General features: G+C 61.6%; 13 protein-coding genes and 2 pseudogenes. 6 read left to right on the plus strand and 9 right to left on the minus strand.

Annotation, left to right across the window (positions count from 1 at the left end; genetic code table 11):
* Positions 1-489: 489 nt before the first annotated feature.
* Together CDO52_RS27240 and CDO52_RS06940 are read right to left on the minus strand one after the other, a co-directional pair.
* Positions 490-4,416 (minus strand): wHTH domain-containing protein, encoded by a 3,927-nt coding sequence (locus CDO52_RS27240; RefSeq protein WP_152471729.1) that lies wholly within the window; start codon positions 4,414-4,416, stop codon positions 490-492.
* Positions 4,417-5,112: 696 nt separating this feature from the next.
* Positions 5,113-5,664: a hypothetical protein gene (locus tag CDO52_RS06940; protein WP_051060833.1), complete on the minus strand. Its 552-nt coding sequence runs from the start codon at positions 5,662-5,664 to the stop codon at positions 5,113-5,115.
* A gap of 322 nt (positions 5,665-5,986) precedes the next feature.
* Here CDO52_RS06940 and CDO52_RS27245 point away from each other — a divergent pair, with 322 nt between their 5' ends.
* A complete protein-coding gene (locus tag CDO52_RS27245; protein ID WP_152471728.1) occupies positions 5,987-7,264 on the plus strand; it encodes a PQQ-binding-like beta-propeller repeat protein in 1,278 nt (425 codons plus the stop codon).
* 93 nt (positions 7,265-7,357) lie between these two features.
* A pseudogene (locus tag CDO52_RS29210) lies at positions 7,358-7,477 on the plus strand (IS630 family transposase); the annotation flags it as partial.
* Here CDO52_RS29210 and CDO52_RS06945 read toward each other — a convergent pair.
* Positions 7,461-8,063, minus strand: a complete 603-nt coding sequence (locus CDO52_RS06945; RefSeq protein ID WP_017619846.1) for a TetR/AcrR family transcriptional regulator — start codon at positions 8,061-8,063, stop codon at positions 7,461-7,463. The pseudogene CDO52_RS29210 and the gene CDO52_RS06945 overlap by 17 nt on opposite strands.
* 81 nt (positions 8,064-8,144) lie before the next feature.
* Here CDO52_RS06945 and CDO52_RS06950 point away from each other — a divergent pair, with 81 nt between their 5' ends.
* The 4 genes from CDO52_RS06950 to CDO52_RS27250 all read left to right on the plus strand — a co-directional run bounded on the left by CDO52_RS06950 (position 8,145) and on the right by CDO52_RS27250 (position 12,583).
* Positions 8,145-9,530: a hypothetical protein gene (locus CDO52_RS06950; protein WP_232524401.1), complete on the plus strand. Its 1,386-nt coding sequence runs from the start codon at positions 8,145-8,147 to the stop codon at positions 9,528-9,530.
* A gap of 687 nt (positions 9,531-10,217) precedes the next feature.
* The gene (locus CDO52_RS29405) at positions 10,218-10,583 is read left to right on the plus strand and encodes an SdpI family protein (protein WP_157745461.1); all 366 of its coding nucleotides are present in this window, start codon (positions 10,218-10,220) and stop codon (positions 10,581-10,583) included.
* A gap of 641 nt (positions 10,584-11,224) precedes the next feature.
* Positions 11,225-11,542 carry a hypothetical protein gene (locus CDO52_RS06960; protein WP_017619844.1) on the plus strand — a complete coding sequence of 106 codons (318 nt, stop codon included), beginning with the start codon at positions 11,225-11,227 and terminating at the stop codon, positions 11,540-11,542.
* Positions 11,543-12,229: 687 nt separating this feature from the next.
* Complete coding sequence (locus tag CDO52_RS27250) at positions 12,230-12,583, plus strand: hypothetical protein (protein ID WP_152471727.1); 354 nt, start codon at positions 12,230-12,232, stop codon at positions 12,581-12,583.
* 574 nt (positions 12,584-13,157) lie between these two features.
* Here the strand turns inward: CDO52_RS27250 and CDO52_RS27255 are convergent.
* The 6 genes and pseudogenes from CDO52_RS27255 to CDO52_RS06985 form a co-directional block, all read right to left on the minus strand.
* Complete coding sequence (locus CDO52_RS27255) at positions 13,158-13,937, minus strand: hypothetical protein (RefSeq protein ID WP_157745464.1); 780 nt, start codon at positions 13,935-13,937, stop codon at positions 13,158-13,160.
* 535 nt (positions 13,938-14,472) lie between these two features.
* Positions 14,473-15,141: a pentapeptide repeat-containing protein gene (locus tag CDO52_RS06970; protein ID WP_083919958.1), complete on the minus strand. Its 669-nt coding sequence runs from the start codon at positions 15,139-15,141 to the stop codon at positions 14,473-14,475.
* Positions 15,134-17,653: a hypothetical protein gene (locus CDO52_RS06975; RefSeq protein ID WP_094932273.1), complete on the minus strand. Its 2,520-nt coding sequence runs from the start codon at positions 17,651-17,653 to the stop codon at positions 15,134-15,136. Before CDO52_RS06975 ends, CDO52_RS06970 begins: the two co-directional genes overlap by 8 nt.
* Positions 17,654-17,763: 110 nt before the next feature.
* Positions 17,764-17,880, minus strand: coding sequence for a DUF6507 family protein (locus CDO52_RS29070; RefSeq protein ID WP_332459820.1), 117 nt, complete (start codon positions 17,878-17,880; stop codon positions 17,764-17,766).
* A pseudogene (locus CDO52_RS06980) lies at positions 17,873-18,767 on the minus strand (IS5 family transposase). Before CDO52_RS06980 ends, CDO52_RS29070 begins: the two are co-directional and overlap by 8 nt.
* Positions 18,752-19,039 carry a DUF6507 family protein gene (locus CDO52_RS06985; protein ID WP_094932274.1) on the minus strand — a complete coding sequence of 96 codons (288 nt, stop codon included), beginning with the start codon at positions 19,037-19,039 and terminating at the stop codon, positions 18,752-18,754. Before CDO52_RS06985 ends, CDO52_RS06980 begins: the two are co-directional and overlap by 16 nt.
* Positions 19,040-19,242 lie beyond the last annotated feature (203 nt).

A 19,242-nucleotide genomic window follows, 5' to 3' on the forward strand; every position in this document is an offset into this window, starting at 1 on the left:
GTGATGTTCCTAATCCACGCCCTCGACCTCCTCACCTGATACCCCCCTGTATTTGGTCCTGTCCAGGACTTACGACCTGGACAGGACCAAAGCGTGCGTGCAGAGAAGATAGAATGCACAGTTCTTCGAGAAACGGAACGCAGCGCTATGTGACGCCGTGGACGCTCCGACTCCTGTCAGGAGCGAAAAAGCAGACAGGCATCCGGTATCCATGGTCGAAGTGCGGTAAGTGGAAACGCATCGAAATCGGCGGTTGCACCTCCCCTGAATTTCTCTTCCTAGCTCACATTATCGGTGTAGTGGGTTGGTTTTGGAGAATTTTGCAACGAGAATTAGGAGTGCATGAGAGTTTTCCAGCCCTTGGTGATTGCTCCTACCTGTGACTGGGATTTGGGATTGCTAGCCGGATCGATACGTTGACGTTCATGGCTCTCGATTCAACCTTAACCACAGTGGAGACTAAGGATACAGGGAAAAGAATTATGCATGTTACTCTATTGGGTAGGATTTAGATCCCCGCGCTCGAGGAATCCTCGGGATAGCATTCCGAACGCACTCCTCGATATCGGGCACATAAATTCCGAGTTTGTTGAGCCAGTCGGCTACCCGAGTGACCGGCTCCCTCATCTTCTGTGCAGTAGTTATGAGCTCGTGGAATGTTACTGATGAGCGAATACACGCGGAGTCTTCATCGATATGGTCTATCGGTATTATTTTTATCGCGTCAGTAAACCGCAGGTCGTGAGGCAATTTATCGCGTGATGTCGCAAGTCCAAGCCGAGACATCGCATTAATTATACTGAGCTGGCTCTCTCCGCTTATCTGCGATGCGACGAGTACCCGAGCAAAGGGGACTGGTTGGTTCACTAGGCTGGTCCAAAGATCCAATGGGCCGAATGGATCTGCGAGTGATTCTTCGAGTGGTGACGTCTTGTTGGGAAGGTGAAGGTGAATATCGAAACCAAATTCTCGCAATCGACATAGTATTTCACCAAGAGGGCGTTCAGCGTTTCGTGCGGCTTCAAATAGTTCCATATAAAGCAGATCATCAGTCGGGTTGAGGGGTCGGCCTTCTTCATCGAACAATATATCTAGATCGCTCTCTTTAGTTTTCTTTGGAAAGCGTTTGGGTACTGCAAATCCAAGGTCAGACATGCGCATTGCCGCGTCTGAAGCAGTGATGTTCAGTCTCTGTGCGATCAATATTATGTCTGCCGGAGAAAGTGGGCGAGCATAACTAAACCACGGCCAGTGTCCATCTCCGGATTCGCTCAAAGTCCTTATGAGTGATTCGTCTGCAACGGCGGGCAAAGATCTCATATCCGCTTGTATGCCGCATTCCAAAAGCTGTTCGCACGTATCAGAAATCGACATTTCCAAATTCAGAGCGACGCGGGCTATCGCGCCCGGGGATATATCTCCGTCGCCGTTGGGGAAAAAGGTGATGGATTCACATGTGTATGCCTCTAGTAGCGCTCCGACTATTGGATTCGAGGCACGACGAATCAAAAAATCAGAGATATCAAATCCACTTTCCCGTAATATACGACCGATTTCAATTATTTCTATGTCTAATGTCTTCGCTAGCCATGCAAGTGCATTCGGATCAAGAGAGTTAATTTTGGCTTCTATGATCTTCTCGCATGCGCGACGGCCAACATCTTTCCTGTCAGAAAATGCCATTAGGAGTTTCGGATGACATTCCAGTATCTCCAGTTCATCCATTCGAAGGATGACCTCTGAGGGTTTGGCATCCATTATCTCAGCCACCTCGTAAATTTTATGCACTTTAGGGCTGGACCATCTACTCCGTTCGCTCGATATGGACCTTTTCAGAATTATCTGATCCGAAGGAAGTGCTGGACGGAGTGGCCCAACATCCGATAGCTGAGGACAGAGCGAGAATAAATCCCGGCGCATTTCTTCTTCTCCGGATGTTAGAATCCTCCATAGGACAATATGATCAGGGGCAGATCCATCAACGTTTTTCCAGACATCGGTATTTCCCGTGTCGAACTTTCCATAATTTTGGGGAGCGCCAATTTTTGCAATCCCTTGGTCGGCTGGGAATATTCCAGTCTTTGAGGTGCGAAGTTCCCCTTTCTTTAGAGGTATTTTGACTTCATGTTTAATAGAGTATTCGGTGATTATGTCAGCGAGTAGGGGGCTTCCAGAAGCCAGCCGGCAAATCCAGACAAAGCTCAAGATTTGGTTGCCTGATGCGACCAAATCCATGGCTGCCTTCTCCAGCAGTGAGCGCACTTGTTCTGAAATATCGCTGAGCACTTGGGCACGGTCTGCAGAGAGTTGTTTAGGGAGGTGTGGCCCAGTGAGATTTACGATCACACAGGTAAGTCCCTCTCCTTTTCGAGAGAAGACTCCGCGTCGTATGTCAGGTTCGACGAATAAGCCATCTACTAAGAGAGCTCCACCGCTATTGCACCAGATCACATTTATGCCATGGGGCGCTTGGCTCCACTCAACAAGGGGAGTTTCTGCCCTTATTCCTTGTTTATCTGAGAGCCACTCTGTCGGTCGAAACTCACCCGCTGGCCACTCGTGGACTTGGTAAGCGTCTCGTGCAAGAGTATGGAACTCAGCTATCCCAAGTACTCTCTCGAGTACTCCCACGCATGACCAAGTAGAGTATTCTTCGTCGCCATTTAGGTAGAGGCGTACATGAGTTCCAGGAGAATCTCCTCGTTCCGTGATTTGAATTATGCGGAATAGATTTCCAGGGCCGTAAATGGAAGCCTCAAGAATAGGCCCCAAATTGCCATCGCTGCCCATGCGGCAAGTCGTTACGCGGATTTCGTCGGCCAGCATGAAGTAGCTGAGTACTCCGATTCCAAATCGGCTGTTGGGATACAGCTTGATCGGAGGATTCATGCTCTCCCACTTTTCCTGTTCCATAAGGAAGTCTGGTTGTTCTGCGAACCGGTCCCCGGCGTGGGAGAAGACTCCACGTAGCTCAGCCTCGCCCATGCCGACGCCATTGTCGGTACACTCCACGTAACGGCGGCCGTTTTCGTCTACTCCCTGGGTGAACTCGATCCGGCCCTCGTAGTGCCTGGAGACCGACGAGGTACGGTTCAGGTAATCCGTGCGAGCGCGTCGGTATCTGCAAGCGTCCAGCGCGTTCTGATACAGCTCGCGAATCGCCAGTTCTCGGTCTTTGTAGAGCTGAACACCTGTCAATAGCTCACGGGCACGACGTTCATCGATACGGAACCGAGCCCAGGCGTCAAATGCGCCCTCGGCCGGGCACACTTTGTCTGCTGAGACGCGAATCGGAAGCTGCGGAACAGGCGGATTGACTCGCGAACCTACGGCTCGCTGCAAGTCATGTAGCAGCTCGTCCACACGGGTCACGTGCTCTCGGAGACCAACGATGACCGCTTCGTGATCACACTTCGCTTTGAGTACAGGCAGCTCATCTGGACCTCCCCACTGGGCCTCGTCTAACGTCTGACGCAGCTGTGCCAAGTCGACGGAATAGGGGACGCCAAGATGCTCGACGACCACCATCGGCAATGAGGCCATTTCTAACGACATGCTGAATGCCAGCGTGAGCACAAGCGTCATGCGCTGTTCACGAATGCGCTGCCTTCCCTGGGCTCGAGCAACAGGCTCGTCTGCCCTCAGAAGTTCTAAGTACTCGCGATTGCATACCTTGGGTCCACGACGTAGGCCGTGGAAGACCTGGTTCAATCGTTCCGGGTCTAGCGTTCTTCCGAACGGCCGCTCAGGGATCTGTACATCCACAAGGAGGTCATGGATCGACTCCTTACCAGCAACGTTCTCCGGCTCGAGCAACCATCGGTGAAACAGCCACCAGCCGATGGCGCCCTCATCCAGCGACAAACGGCGGGCACGATTGGTTAGCACCCCGTGTTTCTCGCAGAAGGCTTCGAACGATGCCCGCTCCGATCCTGGACTCGCTACCTGAGCCAGGGAGGCCGGGTTGACCTCCGCAAGCTTTACGGCTTGACGAAGTCCCTGAACTCGAAACAGAAGCGGCGTAAGCACAAGGAGAGATGCCTCTGCTGGGTATAGATCCAAGTCAGGACCCTGCTCCGGATCTCCGATGAGGACCCCGATGCGCTCGAGGAAGCGAATGGCTGAGCCTGGGTCCAGCCAGGGATCGCCGCTAAGTCGATCCTCGGCATCTTGGCGGAGTTTGCTCAGGCGAGCAGACACCTCTACGGCGGCGTTCCGGAAGGAGTCCATGTGACGTCCCTCTTTGACGTGTTGCCACACGGGGGAGTCGGCTGTGCACTCCGCCCAAAGATCACCCTCCGCCTTATCCCCCTTCGTCTCCTGCGGGCAGTGATTGACAGTGATGTCCCGGCCAGTGATCAGCCAGTTCGCGTTGACGTCACCATCAATGAAGTTTCGGGTGTTCCCTTGGTCCACAGACTGCTCCTCCTCTGCTGTTCAACCAGGGTAGGGATAGTCGGAGGTTCTTGCGATTCGTACTGGAATGCACGAACTTCGCGAAAAGGAGGGTGAGTCTCACCTAAGACCCCTGTCCACCCGCGATCACTAGCGTCACCGGGCGGTTACGAATTCAGCGTCCCCCTAGGGCGTCGCCTCTCTCACCCTGTGCCTCTGGGGCGGTGGAGGCGGGGGTAGAGCGTCCGGCGGATACACCATCTGCACCCTGGCAGACGTCCAACCTGGGCAGACCCTGACGGTCGAAGTCAGTGCGGGCGGCAGGGGAGGCGTCGGCGGTCGAGTCGGCGAGCAAGGGGAAGGCGGCAATGGAGACTACACGCATTTCAGCGGCGGCCACTGCGAGGGCGACGGAGCTGAGGCTACAGCGCCGTGGGGGGACTGGAGGGCTTCGTCGCCCCCTCCCTCTGGCCAGCGCCTTGGCGGTGAGCAGGGCCGTGTGGGCATCCCTATTGATGCCCGGGGCGGTCATGGGGCCGCGGGAGGCGTCGCGGGCTGCTGGCACGGGTATGGGGGAAGCGGCGGGAAGGGAGGTAAGAGTGACGCTGGCGCCGATTGAACGTCCAGGTGTCCGCAGCCGGGGTCGGTCGTCCTCCGGCCGTTTGACCGGGGTGAGGATGCCGATCCCCGCACCTTCGTAGCCCAGGTCGGCGAGCGTCACCAGCCCCTGGGCGGCCACGGCGTACAACGTGGGCAGGACGTGGATGCGGGCGGCGGCCAGACCGTGCACCGGCCGCAGTTTGCCATCACTGATGAACAGCGGGAACCCCCAGGGGTCCATGACGCCTTGCAGGTTGGCGTTGTGCACGTGGGCCTTTCCCGAATACCCGCCCCCGTAAGCGGGCGGTGCCCCCGGTCGATCTCCTCGCCCTTGACGCCCCGGGTCTTCTCCGGGCAGTGGTCGTTGGGGATGACGATGCCGTCCAGCACCAGGTGCGCGGCCTCCAGAGTGTGGTGCAGAGCGGGCGCCATCTCGATGGGCACCTCGGATCCCTCGTCGGTGGAGCGGCCGATGCCGTGGTCGCCGGCCAGGGTGGCCGGCGACGTGCCGTCGTGGTATTGGCGCAGTAGGAGGATCGCCTGGTGGAAGCAGGTCAGGGCCCGGCTTTTTTTGGGGGTGCGGCGCCGACGGCGCTCTGCGGCCAACAGCTTCGCGACGAAATGAACGGCTTCCCTGGGGACGTCGAGGATGGCACGATAGGTGATCACGTGGAGCCTTTCACGGTAGCCCGGCGGAGCTTCGACACCTCGCCTTCTACCTGGGGCTCCACGTCTACGTCTGAGGAACGGGCACTCCGACCTTCCTGTCGCTTCCGCGCACTTCATCGCTTTCTTGGTGATCCAAAAACACTGGGATCACCCCGCTGAAGTTCCGAGCACGCTACTTCCACGTGTGAAGAATCGTGATGGAGTGAATCCGGACATCGAGCAGCGGTTTGAGGACTATAGGGGGCAGTATTGGACTGTATATAATGGAATCATGGAGGATAATAAAGATTACATGGAAGCAAAGAAGGAATGAGAATTAAATATGTCAGATGATTCGAGGCGTCGATTCCGAATATTCGGGGCCAGGACTTGGAAGTGCTCGGCGCTTGCAGCTGCCGGAGCTGTCGTTCTGGCAGCAAGCGCGCTCACCATATCCAGTTACGTCGATCTACAGCATGAAACGGTAATAGATACGGGGACCAGTCCCGACGATGCCCGTCAGGCATTTACCCAAGATGATCTAGAAAGCGTTGCATCCTTCCTGCGGGATGACTCTACATATGGAGAGTTAAGGCGGCTCATTCCCACGCGCTACGGAACGGTTGCTCTGATGGACAATGGGGCAATCTCCGTAGATAATGACACGCTCAAGATTCGCTGGTCGTATCTCGTAAACGACAAGGAAGTCTCAGCGAACGTCACGGATGTTAGCAATGTCGGGTTTGATGGTCAGAGGGTTGTGTTGGCTTTTGATTCATTTGATTTTCTAGGAAATGACCTTCGGGTTGTGGCAATCGACGTCAAGACCGGTGAACTTGTTTCGGAGAGCGCCTGTTCTAAGAATATTGCTGGTCCAGGGGATGTTGTACGGTGGGTGACAGCCGGAGAGTGGTTTAGAGAAGAAGATGACAGCAAGTCGCAGGAATTTTATGCTTATTCACTGGAGTCCGGTGAACAGCAATGGTCGTACTCGTTGCCAATTGGTTGTTCGGTAACTACGGATGATCGGGATTCCAAGAGTGTTCTAGCGACGCAGCGCGCGCTAGTGCTGTCATATTCATGTTCAGCCAATGAGACGGTTCACATAGTGACTTTGGACAGGTCTACCGGTGAACAAACGGGGGAGCGCACTTGGAGTGGTTCTGACGCTCCATCACTGGCGTACGTGGACACACTGTCAGTTCCTGGATCTGCCAGCGATGCAGCTGGAAAAATGGCGGACGGAGGTTTTGGCAAAGACTACGCAGTTCTGTACTTCGGGTCCCGAGAGAACGAGGTCCCCGATCCTTGGAAGAAGACTCCTGAACTTGATGATATTTCGCCTTCTCCCATAAAAGATTCAAATTCTCTTCCGCAGACTGTGGTCATCGGCGATGGTGCATTTATCGACATGCAGGTACCGCTGAGGGTGGCGCACCGACTTTTGGATGAAGGTGTCCTGAATTTGGACGATGCGGTAAGCGCAAGTGTCCTGGTCGAAGATCCGGACGGAGAGAAGAAGCTGCCCGTTCACCCAGTGCAGTGGCAGATACAACCTGATGAGACGGCTATCAATCTTAGCAATCTTATCAGCGACAGTATGTCAGCGAAGAGTGGATGAGATCCTGGCACTGCAGCCGTCGTTAGCCTGGATTCGTCAGAGGGGTGCGGTCGCTGACCGGTCCGGCGGTTCGCCCTGACTCCAACGGTTCCTCGGCAGGTGCACGCCTTCTTCCGGGCCCACTCACCCGGCCAGCTTCTGCAGCTAGCCGCGCCCTGGACCAGTCCGTGGTACCCGCCGGGCAACGAGCAGGACGTCAGGAAAGACGCCTAGGAGCATCGGGATCAGCAGGGCCCATGGCTTTGCGGAGGGTGCGGGACAGCTGGACGGCGACGTCCCGACGACTCATTCCACTCTTCAGCGACAGCCAGGCGCCGAAGAGCAACACCCAGAACGTCGTGATCACCCACGTCGGCGAGAGCTCGGAGTCGATCTCGTGGCCGCGCTGCCCGCGCTCGATCACCGTGACCAGGTTCTGATCGCGCTCCTCGCTGTCGTCCCAGGTGTCGGGGTCGACAGGTGCGTTGTCGGCGAACACCAGGCCGAGTACCGGCCCGAGTCCCAGGTACTCCTGCGCTAGGCGGTCCAGCGAGTTCAGCACACCTTCCTCGCCGAGCCGCGCGGCCGCGTCCGCACGAGCGAACCGGGTCCGGCACTCCTCGTCGATCGCGGCCAGCAGATCGCCCCGATCGATGAAGTGTCGGTGCAGCGTGGACCGGCTGACGTCGCCCGCGTCGGCGATCTCGGCGAGTGTGGCTGAAGGGTTCGCCGCGAGCGTCCCGATCGCGGCGTCGACGATCAGCCGGCGGGTTCGGCGCGCGGTCGGAGACGGTTCGGTGGTGTGCCGGGGCTGGGGCATGAGGCGATTGTAGATCGCCACTGCCGTGCAGTAGGTGCTGCGCGTCTGATTTTGCGACATGCGTGTGTCAAAATGATTCACATGAGACGCAGTTCTGGAGTGCGAGGCGTGTGGCTGCTGCCGACAGGTCTCGTGGTCGCTGCGCTGGCGAGTGGGATACTTGCCGTGGTCGGTCCGCCGCCCAACGGTCCGTTCGGGGTCCCGCTGATCGTGCCGGTGCTGCTGGCTGCCGCCTTTGCCGCACGGGTGCTGCCGGGCCGGATCGGTGCCGGTATCGGACTGCTGGCGGTCGTCATCGCCGTCGCGGCCGCGATCAGATTCCTTGGTGCCGATCTGGTGGGCGATCGCAGTGTGGTCGAGGTCGCGGTCGGCCTCGTCCAGTTCGCCGGACTGGGCGCTGCCGCCTACGCGGCAGTGCGGCAGCTGATCGCGCGCCGGTCGGACGCCGAAGGTCGGAGCCATGACGCGTCCCGTCCGGCCCAGATCATCGGACTGCTGGGTATGTGCGCGATCGGCGCGGAACTCCTGGCGGCCTATGACGACAGCACCGGTGATCCGGGCGCCGTCGCATTCGCTCTGATCTTCTTCGGCGCGCTCTACGGTGCTCCGGCGCTGCTGGCCCGCGATCTCGTGCGCAGGTGCGGCTGGGGCTGGCCCAGCCTGCTGCTGCTGTTCGCGGCGTTGGGCACGGCCCAGGCCTGCCTGATCGACCAGTCGATGTTCAGCGTCGACTACCAGGGATACGAGGGCTGGCAGGAGACGCGGCAGGCGACGCTCATCCCGGCTCTGGGCATCGGCGCGACCAACGCCTACAACTTCATCGTCGGCCATGTGATCTACAGCTTCGCGGCCCCGGTCGCCCTCGCCGAAGCCTGGGTACCGCGGCGCGCGCGGCAGCCGTGGCTCGGACCGATCGGAACGGTGGTCGCCGTACTGGCCTACGGGGGAGCCGCAGCGTTGATCCTGTCCGATCCGGAATCGCGCTCCGGCACACCGCCGCAGCTCGCGGTCTCGGCCGGGATGGTCGCCGCGTTCATCGCGGCCGCCGCGCTGATCGGGCGGCGACGAGCCTCCGGATCGCACAGGACGACCGAGTTCGCGGGTCGGCTGCCGGTAGGGCCGGTGTTCGCGATCGCGCTCCTCGCGGCCGTGATCCCCGCGCTCTCCTCAGAAGGCTGGGGCGGGGTGCTCGTGAGCCTGGCCGTCACCGGCGGATTCGGGATCGCCATCCTGGTCACGGCGCGGACCCGGGGATGGTCGCTCCGCCACAGCGCGGTCGTCGCATTCGCCTTCCTTCTGGTCCGCGGGCTGCTGGCGTTCACCTACTTCCCGCTCATCGGCGACGTCGCACCGGTCCCGAAGTACGCCCATAACACGATCCTGATTCTGGTCGTGGTCGCGACCGGCTGGCTGGCGGTCCGGCGAGGTGCGGGCGACGGGCGGAAAGAAGCGGCCCACGGCAGCTGAGCCGGGCCCGCAAGCACCGGATGGGAGGCCGACAGCACGGGCGCGGAGTCACCTCGCGCACCGACCAAGCGGCGGCGCGGGTACCGCAGGCGGCCAGGTATCAGGTGTTCGGTTCGCTGACGCGGCCCGGAGAACAGGGGGTCGACCTGCGTCTGCCCCGCATTTGGGCGCCGCCCCCTTGGACATGCCAACGCCTGCACTCGGCGCTGGGCTACCTCCCGTCTGCCGAATTGTCTGGGCCCGGGTTACGTACAGGAGTACTGGATACGCGCTTAGATCCACCTTGGTCGGAGGCGTGCAAGCTCTACGACGCCGCATTCAGGGGACACCCCTCCAACACCGCGCCGTCGCACGAGTACACCACCTGCATGCCCGAACCCTTTGCTCTTCCTCTACTAATCTGCCAAAGTAACTCGGCAGTTGGTCCTGGGGAAGCACTGAAATTCGGATGTCCCTGCTTACTTTGAGTGTCTCGCCCTCGGCTAGATAACGGCTGCGGCAGGGCCCCTACCTGTGGATTCGCAGGAGGGCTGCTGCCCGATCTTCCGGCCTGCATACAGACGAATTTTGCCAAAGCATGGCACGGATCTGGGTTCACAGGCGACGTAGAGATGTAATTCCATGATCGCCGTTTTCAGTGTCTCGAGTCACCACTGAAAACCCACTCAAGGAAGGATGGGACTGGCAATGGAAGAAGTGGGAGTGCTTCTCTGTTCTGCGTTGGGGCTTGCAGCCGTAGCTGGACTGACTCATTATATTAAGAACGCAGCGGAAAACGGTAGCCTGGACAGGAACTCTACGAGTGGGCTGAGGACACGGATCACGAAGTCCTCAGACGTGGCCTGGACAGCGGGCCACAGGGCAGCGGCTCCCTGGTTGATGTCCTGCGCCTTTACGGGCTACTTCATGAGTGTTCTGACCGTGGCGGCTGCACTAGTTACAGTGTCAATGGGTTCCTTTGGCCCCGCTATCTTGATCCTTCCAGCTTCCGGATTTTATGGCAGTCGTCGTCATCCTTGTGATTGCAACAGCCATCGCAAACAGGCGCGGTAAAGATGAAATCACCAATCGCGAATAACGGCAGCCAGAGGGATGTGTCGAAGCAGCGAATCACCGTCGAGACGGCCGGCGTGTCCAACCCGGGAGTCGCGTGCAGACCGTAGGCGGGTCTACTTCGCCTACAAGCACCGCGTCCTTCGCGAGACCGCAGGCCTGGACCTCCCGCTGTTCACCGTCCGGGAGCGGTTGCCGTACTCCTGCGTCATCGTCGCCACCCGCGGCGGGTCAAACGCGCACGTCACAACTCCTACCGGGCCAAACGCCTCACCGATGACGGGGTCACGCACCAGCACGGACCCGCACCCGCACTGATATTCGCCGCTTCAATTAGCGGCATTGGGCCCTGGGCCCCGAACGTGTCGCGGCCTCGGTGACGGGTGGGCCGCCGGATCAGGTGATGACGCGCTCGCCACGGCGGGCCCCAGCCCGGCCGCGGTGTCCGCGCGGCCCCGGAACCCCTGTCGGCGGGCCCTCTTCCTCCCGGTTCAGGGGCCGAAATACCCCCATCGCGACAGAACGAAATTGACGCGTGTCTTTCCGTGCGCAAAGGATGAGTCGTGTCCCCATTGCCGAATGGACGGCATTAGACGTTCAGGGGGCGCCGCAAAACAGGATAGAAGCGACAAGGAGGATGTATGAAGCTTGTCAGCTCCATCGTGAGCGTATTCACGGCCGCCGCCGTGACGGTGCTCATCAGTGCGGGGCCGGTCCACGCCGCCACCGGTGAGATCATCGTGTTCACGACCGAGTTCGAGGAGATCACGGTCTACCAGGACCCCGCTTCCGGGAGCTGCCGACGGCTTCCGGCGACCGCTCACACCGTGATCAACCGGACCGACGCGGACGTGTTCATCCACGCCGGCACGTCCTGCTTCGGCCCCGGAGTCCAGGTCGCGCCCGACCGGGGCTGGCACGCGCCGCCCTCCGGGATGTTCAGCATCTCCGTGGACTGAGGGACATGTCCGCATTCGCTCGGGTTCGGGCTGTATTCTCCGCTTAAGGAAAAAGGATTCCTTTGTAGGGAATCATCGAATCATTATCACAGGGCCGTTTCCTGCTTTTTGGACTCCTGCGCGGGTTTCCCCTTTGGCGCTTCTCGCCTGCTGTCTGAAGCTGGATCCGGCGCGCGTGACCCCGGTGGGAGAAACCGGATTCCACGGTCGATCCCACCGGCTTCACGCGTGAGACGTCAGGGCCCAATGCCGCTAATTGAAGCGGCGAATATCAGTGCGGGTGCGGGTCCGTGCTGGTGCGTGACCCCGACATCGGTGAGGCGTTTGGCCCGGTAGGAGTTGTGACGTGCGCGTTTGACCCGCCGCGGTTAGCGACGATGACGCCGGGGCGGGTTCGGCCGCTCGAGGATCTGGGCCACCACACCCCCGTACACGGCACGGAGATGCTCAGGGGATAGCCGTACCGCCCTCGGCGCCACGGCGCACCACACGCACCGTATGGGTCAACCCCATCCAGTCAGAGGCATACCCCGCCCCGTCCGCGGCCTGACACATCAACCACCGCACCGCGTAATGGGCCAACAGCAACCCCCCACACCTGGGCAGTGACCATCGGCGGTGACTGCGAGGAGAGCACCGCCCAGGGGGGGTGAGCAACCTGCTCTTGGCCTCGCCCAACGCCGATTCGTGCTCCCAGCGCTGGGCGTAGGCCCCGGCCAGCTCCACCGTGCTGAGCTCACGCGCGTCCAGCAAGGTGGTGACCCCGGTGATCAGCTCACCGTCAGGGTTGGCCTCGGGCACGGTGTAGTTCGCCGCCTGTGCCAGGCGCGCTCGGGCCGGATCCACGCCCTACCCGGCGCGGGCCGCCACCAGCGCCACACCACCAAGCGTGTCTTCGACGGCCTGGTCACCGAGCACGGCGCCACCGATCCGACCTACGGGATCATTCGCCGCTACGTGGCCCAGGGCCGCGATGAGATCCGCACCGAGGCCGGCCGTCGAGGCGTTCGTCGCCCAAGACCCTGTCCGCCGACCCCCTGATCACGTCATCTCTAATGTTCCCGCAGTACAGACCCAGAACTGTTGGATGTTCGGTGATTGCCACCGGGGCGCTAGAGCCACGTCATGGCCGTGCGCTACCCACAGTGCATCGGCCCAAAATCCTCAGTATAACCATGGTATCGGACGGATACCATAATGCATCGACCGGCCGTGTCATTTATCTCTACTGGACCTGCGTAGTATCGAAAATTCCCGAAGTCACTTTTACCGATAGGTTCGCACGGGTTACGCGGGTCGCCCGTTGGGCATACGCCGAGAAAGAGGGTCAGTGGCTCGGATTTGTCGCGGTTGACGTTCTTCTGCGCCCAAGCACAGTTCGTGCCCCCGTTGGCGCTCGAATAGGAGATGAATATCGAGATCGCCCCACCGAGAGCGTCACGGTGCGGCGACAGTTCAATGCCAGAACAGTATGCGCGGGGGCTCAGCTTCGTGTGAGCGGATGCCGGCAGGGCGGTGACGGCAAGCATCATCGCTGTCAGCGCCGCAGTCAGGGATACTCCGATCAAGGAGCGAATCGTCGACCGATGCGTTATCAGGCTCATCAGGACTCCACTCATAAATAGCGTGGCGAAAGACGCATAACCACGCGGTGGCTGGGTCCCAGTTTCGTCACAGGCTCGCGTGGCCCGCGCAGCAGTAGGTCACCCTGCCTTGCTCCGCGATGGTTCATCGGCGTCCAGTAGCGTTCGGTCCCCGCTGCCCCACAGCGGGTAAATTCCACAAGTGCCTCTGCCGCCGCCCGCCCCAGTCGTTGGTCAGCGGGATCCCCTGCGACGCGCACCCCTATGCCCCCCGAGTCAGATGGATATCGGACGAGACGATACAGGGAAGGGCGGTCCGGCGGTAGCCGTAGAAATACGTAAATCTCCCGATACGAGTGCGCGGTGGTGGGGTAGAGGTCGAGATTGTCCGTCAGCCACTCGCCGTCCCGATGCGGCAGAGAGCAGCCTGTGGCGATCTGCTGGCCGCCGCTTGGTGGTCGGGCAGCCGCAACCTCGCCGAGTCGGCCCGAGAAGCCGACGTCAGCCGCGACACCGTCCACGAGTCCCTGCGATCCCTCGGGATCGACCCCACCCACCGGACTCACCGCGTACGGCCCACGAACAGGCGCGGCATCCGCGGCCCGGTGGCCGCCCGCGCGGGCCTCGGCGATCACTTCGACGTCATACCGTTCCCCGTAGGCGGCGTTGGGCCCGTACACCTCCAGCCGCCAGGCAAACGCCTCGCCGGACACGCGCACCTCGTTCCCGTCGGCGGCGGTCACCCGCACGGTGACGTCCGCGTGTCTTGCCCAGTGGGCGCTTTGGTGGGCGAGCCGAAAGCGTGCCTGCATTCCGGAAGTTTCGGGTAGTCGGCGGATCCCCGTCAATCGGTTCCGCCGCGCCCCCACAGCAGCACATCGAACACCGGGCTGTCCGCCACAGCCTGCTGCGGTGCGCAGCGAGAGGGAGGGCATGGACATTCGCTCCGCCTATACATGCTCCCGAGGACGGGGCACGTCGGGCGGAACCACGATCCGCTCTGAAGCGGGGGCCGTTCCGGTCAACAAGGTGGCATATCGGGGAAAGCGCCGTATCCCCGTGATCATCTGCGGACAAGGACCCCACCCGGGCGACTCTGCCATTAAGTCACAGGGATGTCTGACGCCCCATGTTCAACGCCAGATGGGGCATGGTCGCCGCCAATCGGAACCCTGATCCATTCCACGACCACTTGGATAGTTGCTGGCTTGCCTGTACTTCTTATCCTTCAAGGCAGTGTGAATTGCGGCGAATAAAAACGAATAAAGCTCTCCTCGGGGGGTGGCTGCTGATAATGCCGACCACATAGCATCTCGCCTCAGATGACCGCACCCGAGCACACTCCCGTCAAATTACGTGGATGTCCGGCGCCCCGTTTTCCGCGAACCAGGAATAGAGATCAGATCCGGAGACAAGCTGGATCTCCTCCTCTTGTCCAATATCAACAGGCCCCTTAACCCAGCCGCCGGCGTTTGAGATCTTGCAGCCGGCCATCCGGGCTCCCTCTAGATCAGTCCACCCACCTGGCCCCTCAGGGCCAAACCATGCATTGCGAAAATCGGCACCTCTCAGATCCGACTCCCACATTTGTGCGCCGTTGGTGCGTGCTTTTCTGAAATCGGCGAAGGAGAGGTCTGATTCGTGAAGACGGACGCCAAGCAGGTCTGCTTCAAAGAAGCTGGCTCTGCGGGCCTCACACTCATTCATTTCCGTTCGATGCAGCCTCGCTCCAACCAGGCTGGCATCGTTCAATATTGCCCCAGTCAACTCTGCCTTATAGAAATCAACCCTGTCCAGGGTTGTGCTTGAGAAATCCGCCCCCCACAAGAAGAGCGACCTCAAGTCCATTTCCGTCAGGTCGGCACCACGAAAATCGAGTTCAGCTCCACCCAGTTCACTTCCGCTTTTTCCGCCGCTTTCCAGCCAACGGATATATTCACGCAGGGATTCAACCGTTCCCTGGTCCGCAGGCCAAGACCGAGGATGCACTGCAGATGGATTGGTGCGCTCAGGCATCTACGATTACTACCTTTCCATCCCATTGCGGGTTGCTTTGGATCAAGTCTCGCACTGCGGATATATTATCGACATTTGATAGCCCCCCGAGATCGAGAAGAATATTCTCGCCTCTGTTGAGTTCTTTTTCTATCTGTTTCTTCAGTTTATCGATGCTGAAGCCACCCTTGAATCCAGGAGGGAAGGGTTGCCCTGCCCGTGGCCCGGCGGTGGGTGGGAAGGTATCCCTGGGGCCTTTCACATCCCATTTCTGCCCATTCGCGTCAATGAAGTCGCCTCCGTCCTTCTGAAACGCGGGGTCGCTGTTATCCACCGGAGCACGCCTGATGGGTTTAGCGACCTGCTCATTCCTCTCAGCGGCAAGACCCACCTCAGCTTCCCTCTCGACCTTCGCCTGCTCATGAGAGTTGCGAGGGGTGCCGCCAGCTGGATCTTGTGATAGTTCCCGGAGCCTCGCGTCGTACCCTCCACTACCTGGCTGAGGACTCTCGTAAGGTTCACTGGACTTCGATCCAACGCGATCACCAGCGTCTTCCCCATTCAGAGGGCCATCCTCGCCTCTTTCAGGCACGCCATGGCCATTATCGTCGTCAAGCCCCTGACCGCTCCGCGTCGGCGTGTCGACTTCGGTGGGTCGCTCGTGGCTGGCGTCGGAAGCAGCGCCACTATCGGGATGGTGTGTGTCATGGCCGCTGGGCCAGTGGCCTCTTCCCTCGCCGCCGGGTGGGGAATCGAAGTGGCCGGAGCCCCCGGATCCCGTGCCACTACTCCCAGGCCTGCCGGTGTCGCCCGTGCCCCACCGGTTGCCTTCCCATGAGGTGTCGGCGGGAGCGTCGCCGGATCCACCTCTCGGGTTGGGGCCGCCGCGGTCTCCCGCCGACATCGTGGGGGTGTGGTCGCCGCTGCGGGTTCCGGCGCCGACGAGTTCGGGCTGGCGCTCGCGGATGTATTCATCCACGCCCGCGTCGATGTCGCCGTTGTGCTTCTTGACGTGTTCTTCCAGCCGGGCGATCTCCTGTTGGACCTGGGAGGTGGTCGGCTCCTTTGCGGCGGGGCCCTCGCGCGCGGGGGTAGGGGTGTCGTGTGTCGGGGCGGAACGGCCAGTGGCGCGCTCAGGGGTTGCGGAGCGGTCGGGCGCGCTGCTGGCCGGGGCCGGGTGTCCGCTATCACCGGCCGCGGCACCGGGTGCCTGCCCCTGCGGGCTATGCCCGCCATGGGGTTCCGGAGCAGGACCGGCCTGCGGAGCGTGGCCGCCCTCCAGGTTGCGACCGACATCGGGGACTTCCGGCATGTGGTTGCCCAGGCCGAGTGAGTCCTTGAGCGCGGCCTTCAAAGCGCCCTTGGCCGCGGGACCCCACAGACTCGGTGTCTTGGCCACCTCGCCGATCGTGGGCAGACCACCGGCCTTCGGCATCGGGCCGGCCGCTGAGGCCGCTCCCGCCAGGTCATCCGCTGCCCCAGCGGCCGCGGCTTCCGCGGCCCCGGCCGCGCGCGCCGCGCCCGCAGCGCCTTTGGCCCCCTGCGCCATGGCCTTGACTGCTCCCGCACCACCGAAGGCCATCGAGCCGATATTGATCCCGGCCTGCACCAACACGTAGGCCGGGCGATCGCCCCACTCCCGCCATGGCACGATCGAGTGGGCGACTTCCTTCCGCGCGTTCCACGTCTCCTCGTCCGAGGCCCAGCTCACGGAGAGGTCCGTCTCGTCCCCGACACGCACGCCGAAGAGGCTCGCTGCTCCCTGGACGAGCTGGTGCCGGAAATGGCCCCCGATTTCGAAGGAATCCCAGGGGTCTTTGGCCCACCCATCGGGGCCATAGATACCGGTCGCCCCGCCTGCGAACTGGCCGAACCCTGCGGCGATGTCCACCGCGCCATCCCAGGCGTCCACGTACCAGGGCTCATCTACGGTTTGCGGCGAACCCCACGGCGTCGGGGTTGCCTGGTCGAGATCCCAGAAACCCATCCCATAGCCCACCTCGCCGGGCTTGCACACCTGCCGGTCGGCAGGGACGAAGGTGGTGCCGCCGAAGATCGAGGTGATCTTGTTGGCGCACTCCCGCTCGGCCTCCTGATAGGCCGCCTGCTGGGAACCGACCTCGGAGATCAGGTCGTTGTGCTTGGCGATGTTGTCAGGATCGTCGCGCCAATCGTCCTTTGAGGCGACGTTGTCGATGAAGTCCTGGGCCTCCAGGCGCAGGCCCACCAGCTTCTTCTTGATCTTGGCGGCCTTCTCGGCGAAGGTCTGCAGCGCCTCGCCGACCGTGTCCATGGCATCCGAGAAGTCGTCGCCGGTAGTGGCCACCGGGTTGAGGGCCGCCACCAGCTGGTCGGACTCCGGCGCGGAATACACCCCCGACAGCCCCTGCCAGGAGGACTTGATGTCCTGGCCGGCCTGGGCGACCTCTTCGCCGTCGCTGATGAGCGTGGTGGCGGTGGACTCCAGCTCTTCAGGTGCGGTAAGGGGCACGGGGATGGCACCGGGATTGATCAGAGGAGGCTCGTCGCTCAACGCCGCTTCCGTTCCACGTCGTGACTGCTGACAGGACAGGGGGTGGGGGCGTGCACGGGCGCGGCGTCTGCGCGCGGCCCGCCCTGGAGTGAAGGACTAGGAGGGAGGAGTCACAGGTCGGGGTCGGTGACGGTTCCGGCGTTGTTCTGCGCCTCGGTGGCCATCTCCAGGTTGCCGTTCATGTAGGCGCGGGTGGCCGTGCTGCACCCGTCGATGCCGCTAGGCAGTGTTTTTCGAACGGGTGAGGTCGCGTAGCCAGATCCGTATCGAGGCGAGCTGGACGGTCCCGTCGTAGATCGCGGCGCGCTTGTCGTACCTGGTGGCCACGGCCCGGTTCTGCTTGAGCAGGTTGATCGCCCGTTCTACAGTGTTGCGGCCGCGGTAGGCACCCCGGTCGAAAGCCGGGGCCGACCGCCCGCCGATCCCCTGCGCCTGCGATTGGCCCGCTGGTCGGCGGGCTGGGCAATGGTCGCCTTGATACCGCGCCTGCTCAGGTGGGAGCGGATCGCCGCTGAGGAGTAGGCCTTGTCCGCGAGCAGCCGGTCGGGCCTGGTCCGGGGGCGCCCGACCGAGCGGGGCAGGTGCAGGGCGACCATCAGCGGCTCGAACATGGGCGCGTCACCGCGCTGGCCGGGGCTGGTCGCGGTCACCAGCGGCCGCCTGCGCTGGTCGGCGATCAGGTGGATCTTGGTGGTCAGCCCGCCCCGGGAACGTCCCAGTGCTTCCGAGCCGTCCGCTTCGTCCCGTACCGCTTCCCCTTTTTCGCGGCTCCGGCGGCGTGGGAGTGGGCGCGCACGCTGGTGGAGTCGATGCCGACCACCAGGTCTTCTCCGGTGGCGGCGTCGATGCGCAGCCGGTCGGCGATCCTTTGCCAGGTGCCGTCCAGGCACCAGCGGCGGTGGCGCCCGGCCGCGGTCTCCCAGGGGCCGTAGCGTTCGGGCAGGTCACGCCAGGGGATCCCGGTGCGGGTTCGGAACAGCACGGCGTTGATGACGCGGCGGTGGTCGGCCCATTGGCCGCCTTTGGGCGGGTTGTCGGGCATGAGCGGGGCGAGCAGGGCCCACTCGGCATCGGTGAGTTCATGACGGCCGGACACGCTCACCAAGATTGCCAGCGCGAGCCCCACTCCACCCGCCGATTCAAAAAACAGGCCCTAGCGGTCTTGGCGACCATGTTGTTCAGCTGCGGACGGTAGTGCTCGACGAACTCGCCCAGGGCGGTGTTGACCGGGAAGCTCTTGGCGCACTTGCCCGCATAATCCAGGTGCTCGCCCATCGACTTCAGGGTGGCCACCAGCCCACCCTCACCGTCCTCACCGCCCGCGCGGTCGGCGACCTTGTGCAGGACGGCCCCCACGCCTTCAGGGTCGATGTCCCATCCGCTCATGAGTCCGGTCTCCCTTCCCGCATCGGGTGCGCCGTGTCGTCGGACGAACGCGGCGAGCTTACCGGGACATAGTGATATTCGGCGGACCGTAATGGTGTGATGACCGCAACCGGCCGATCTCCGCCCACAACCGGCGGAGTTTCCCCGACAGGCATGGTCGGGCCCGTGCTTGGCGACCGACGTCAGGGGATGACGTGGGGAGG

Source organism: Nocardiopsis gilva YIM 90087, from assembly GCF_002263495.1.
GTDB lineage: Bacteria > Actinomycetota > Actinomycetes > Streptosporangiales > Streptosporangiaceae > Nocardiopsis_C > Nocardiopsis_C gilva.

Bases quoted from the DNA above. Each gene is read 5' to 3' on its own strand.
- CDO52_RS27245 (WP_152471728.1), top strand. From the start codon at position 5,987: ATGTCAGATGATTCGAGGCGTCGATTCCGAATATTCGGGGCCAGGACT.
- CDO52_RS06945 (WP_017619846.1), bottom strand. From the start codon at position 8,063: ATGCCCCAGCCCCGGCACACCACCGAACCGTCTCCGACCGCGCGCCGA.
- CDO52_RS06950 (WP_232524401.1), top strand. From the start codon at position 8,145: ATGAGACGCAGTTCTGGAGTGCGAGGCGTGTGGCTGCTGCCGACAGGT.
- CDO52_RS29405 (WP_157745461.1), top strand. From the start codon at position 10,218: ATGGAAGAAGTGGGAGTGCTTCTCTGTTCTGCGTTGGGGCTTGCAGCC.
- CDO52_RS06960 (WP_017619844.1), top strand. From the start codon at position 11,225: ATGAAGCTTGTCAGCTCCATCGTGAGCGTATTCACGGCCGCCGCCGTG.
- CDO52_RS27255 (WP_157745464.1), bottom strand. From the start codon at position 13,937: ATGCAGGCACGCTTTCGGCTCGCCCACCAAAGCGCCCACTGGGCAAGA.
- CDO52_RS06970 (WP_083919958.1), bottom strand. From the start codon at position 15,141: ATGCCTGAGCGCACCAATCCATCTGCAGTGCATCCTCGGTCTTGGCCT.
- CDO52_RS06985 (WP_094932274.1), bottom strand. From the start codon at position 19,039: ATGAGCGGATGGGACATCGACCCTGAAGGCGTGGGGGCCGTCCTGCAC.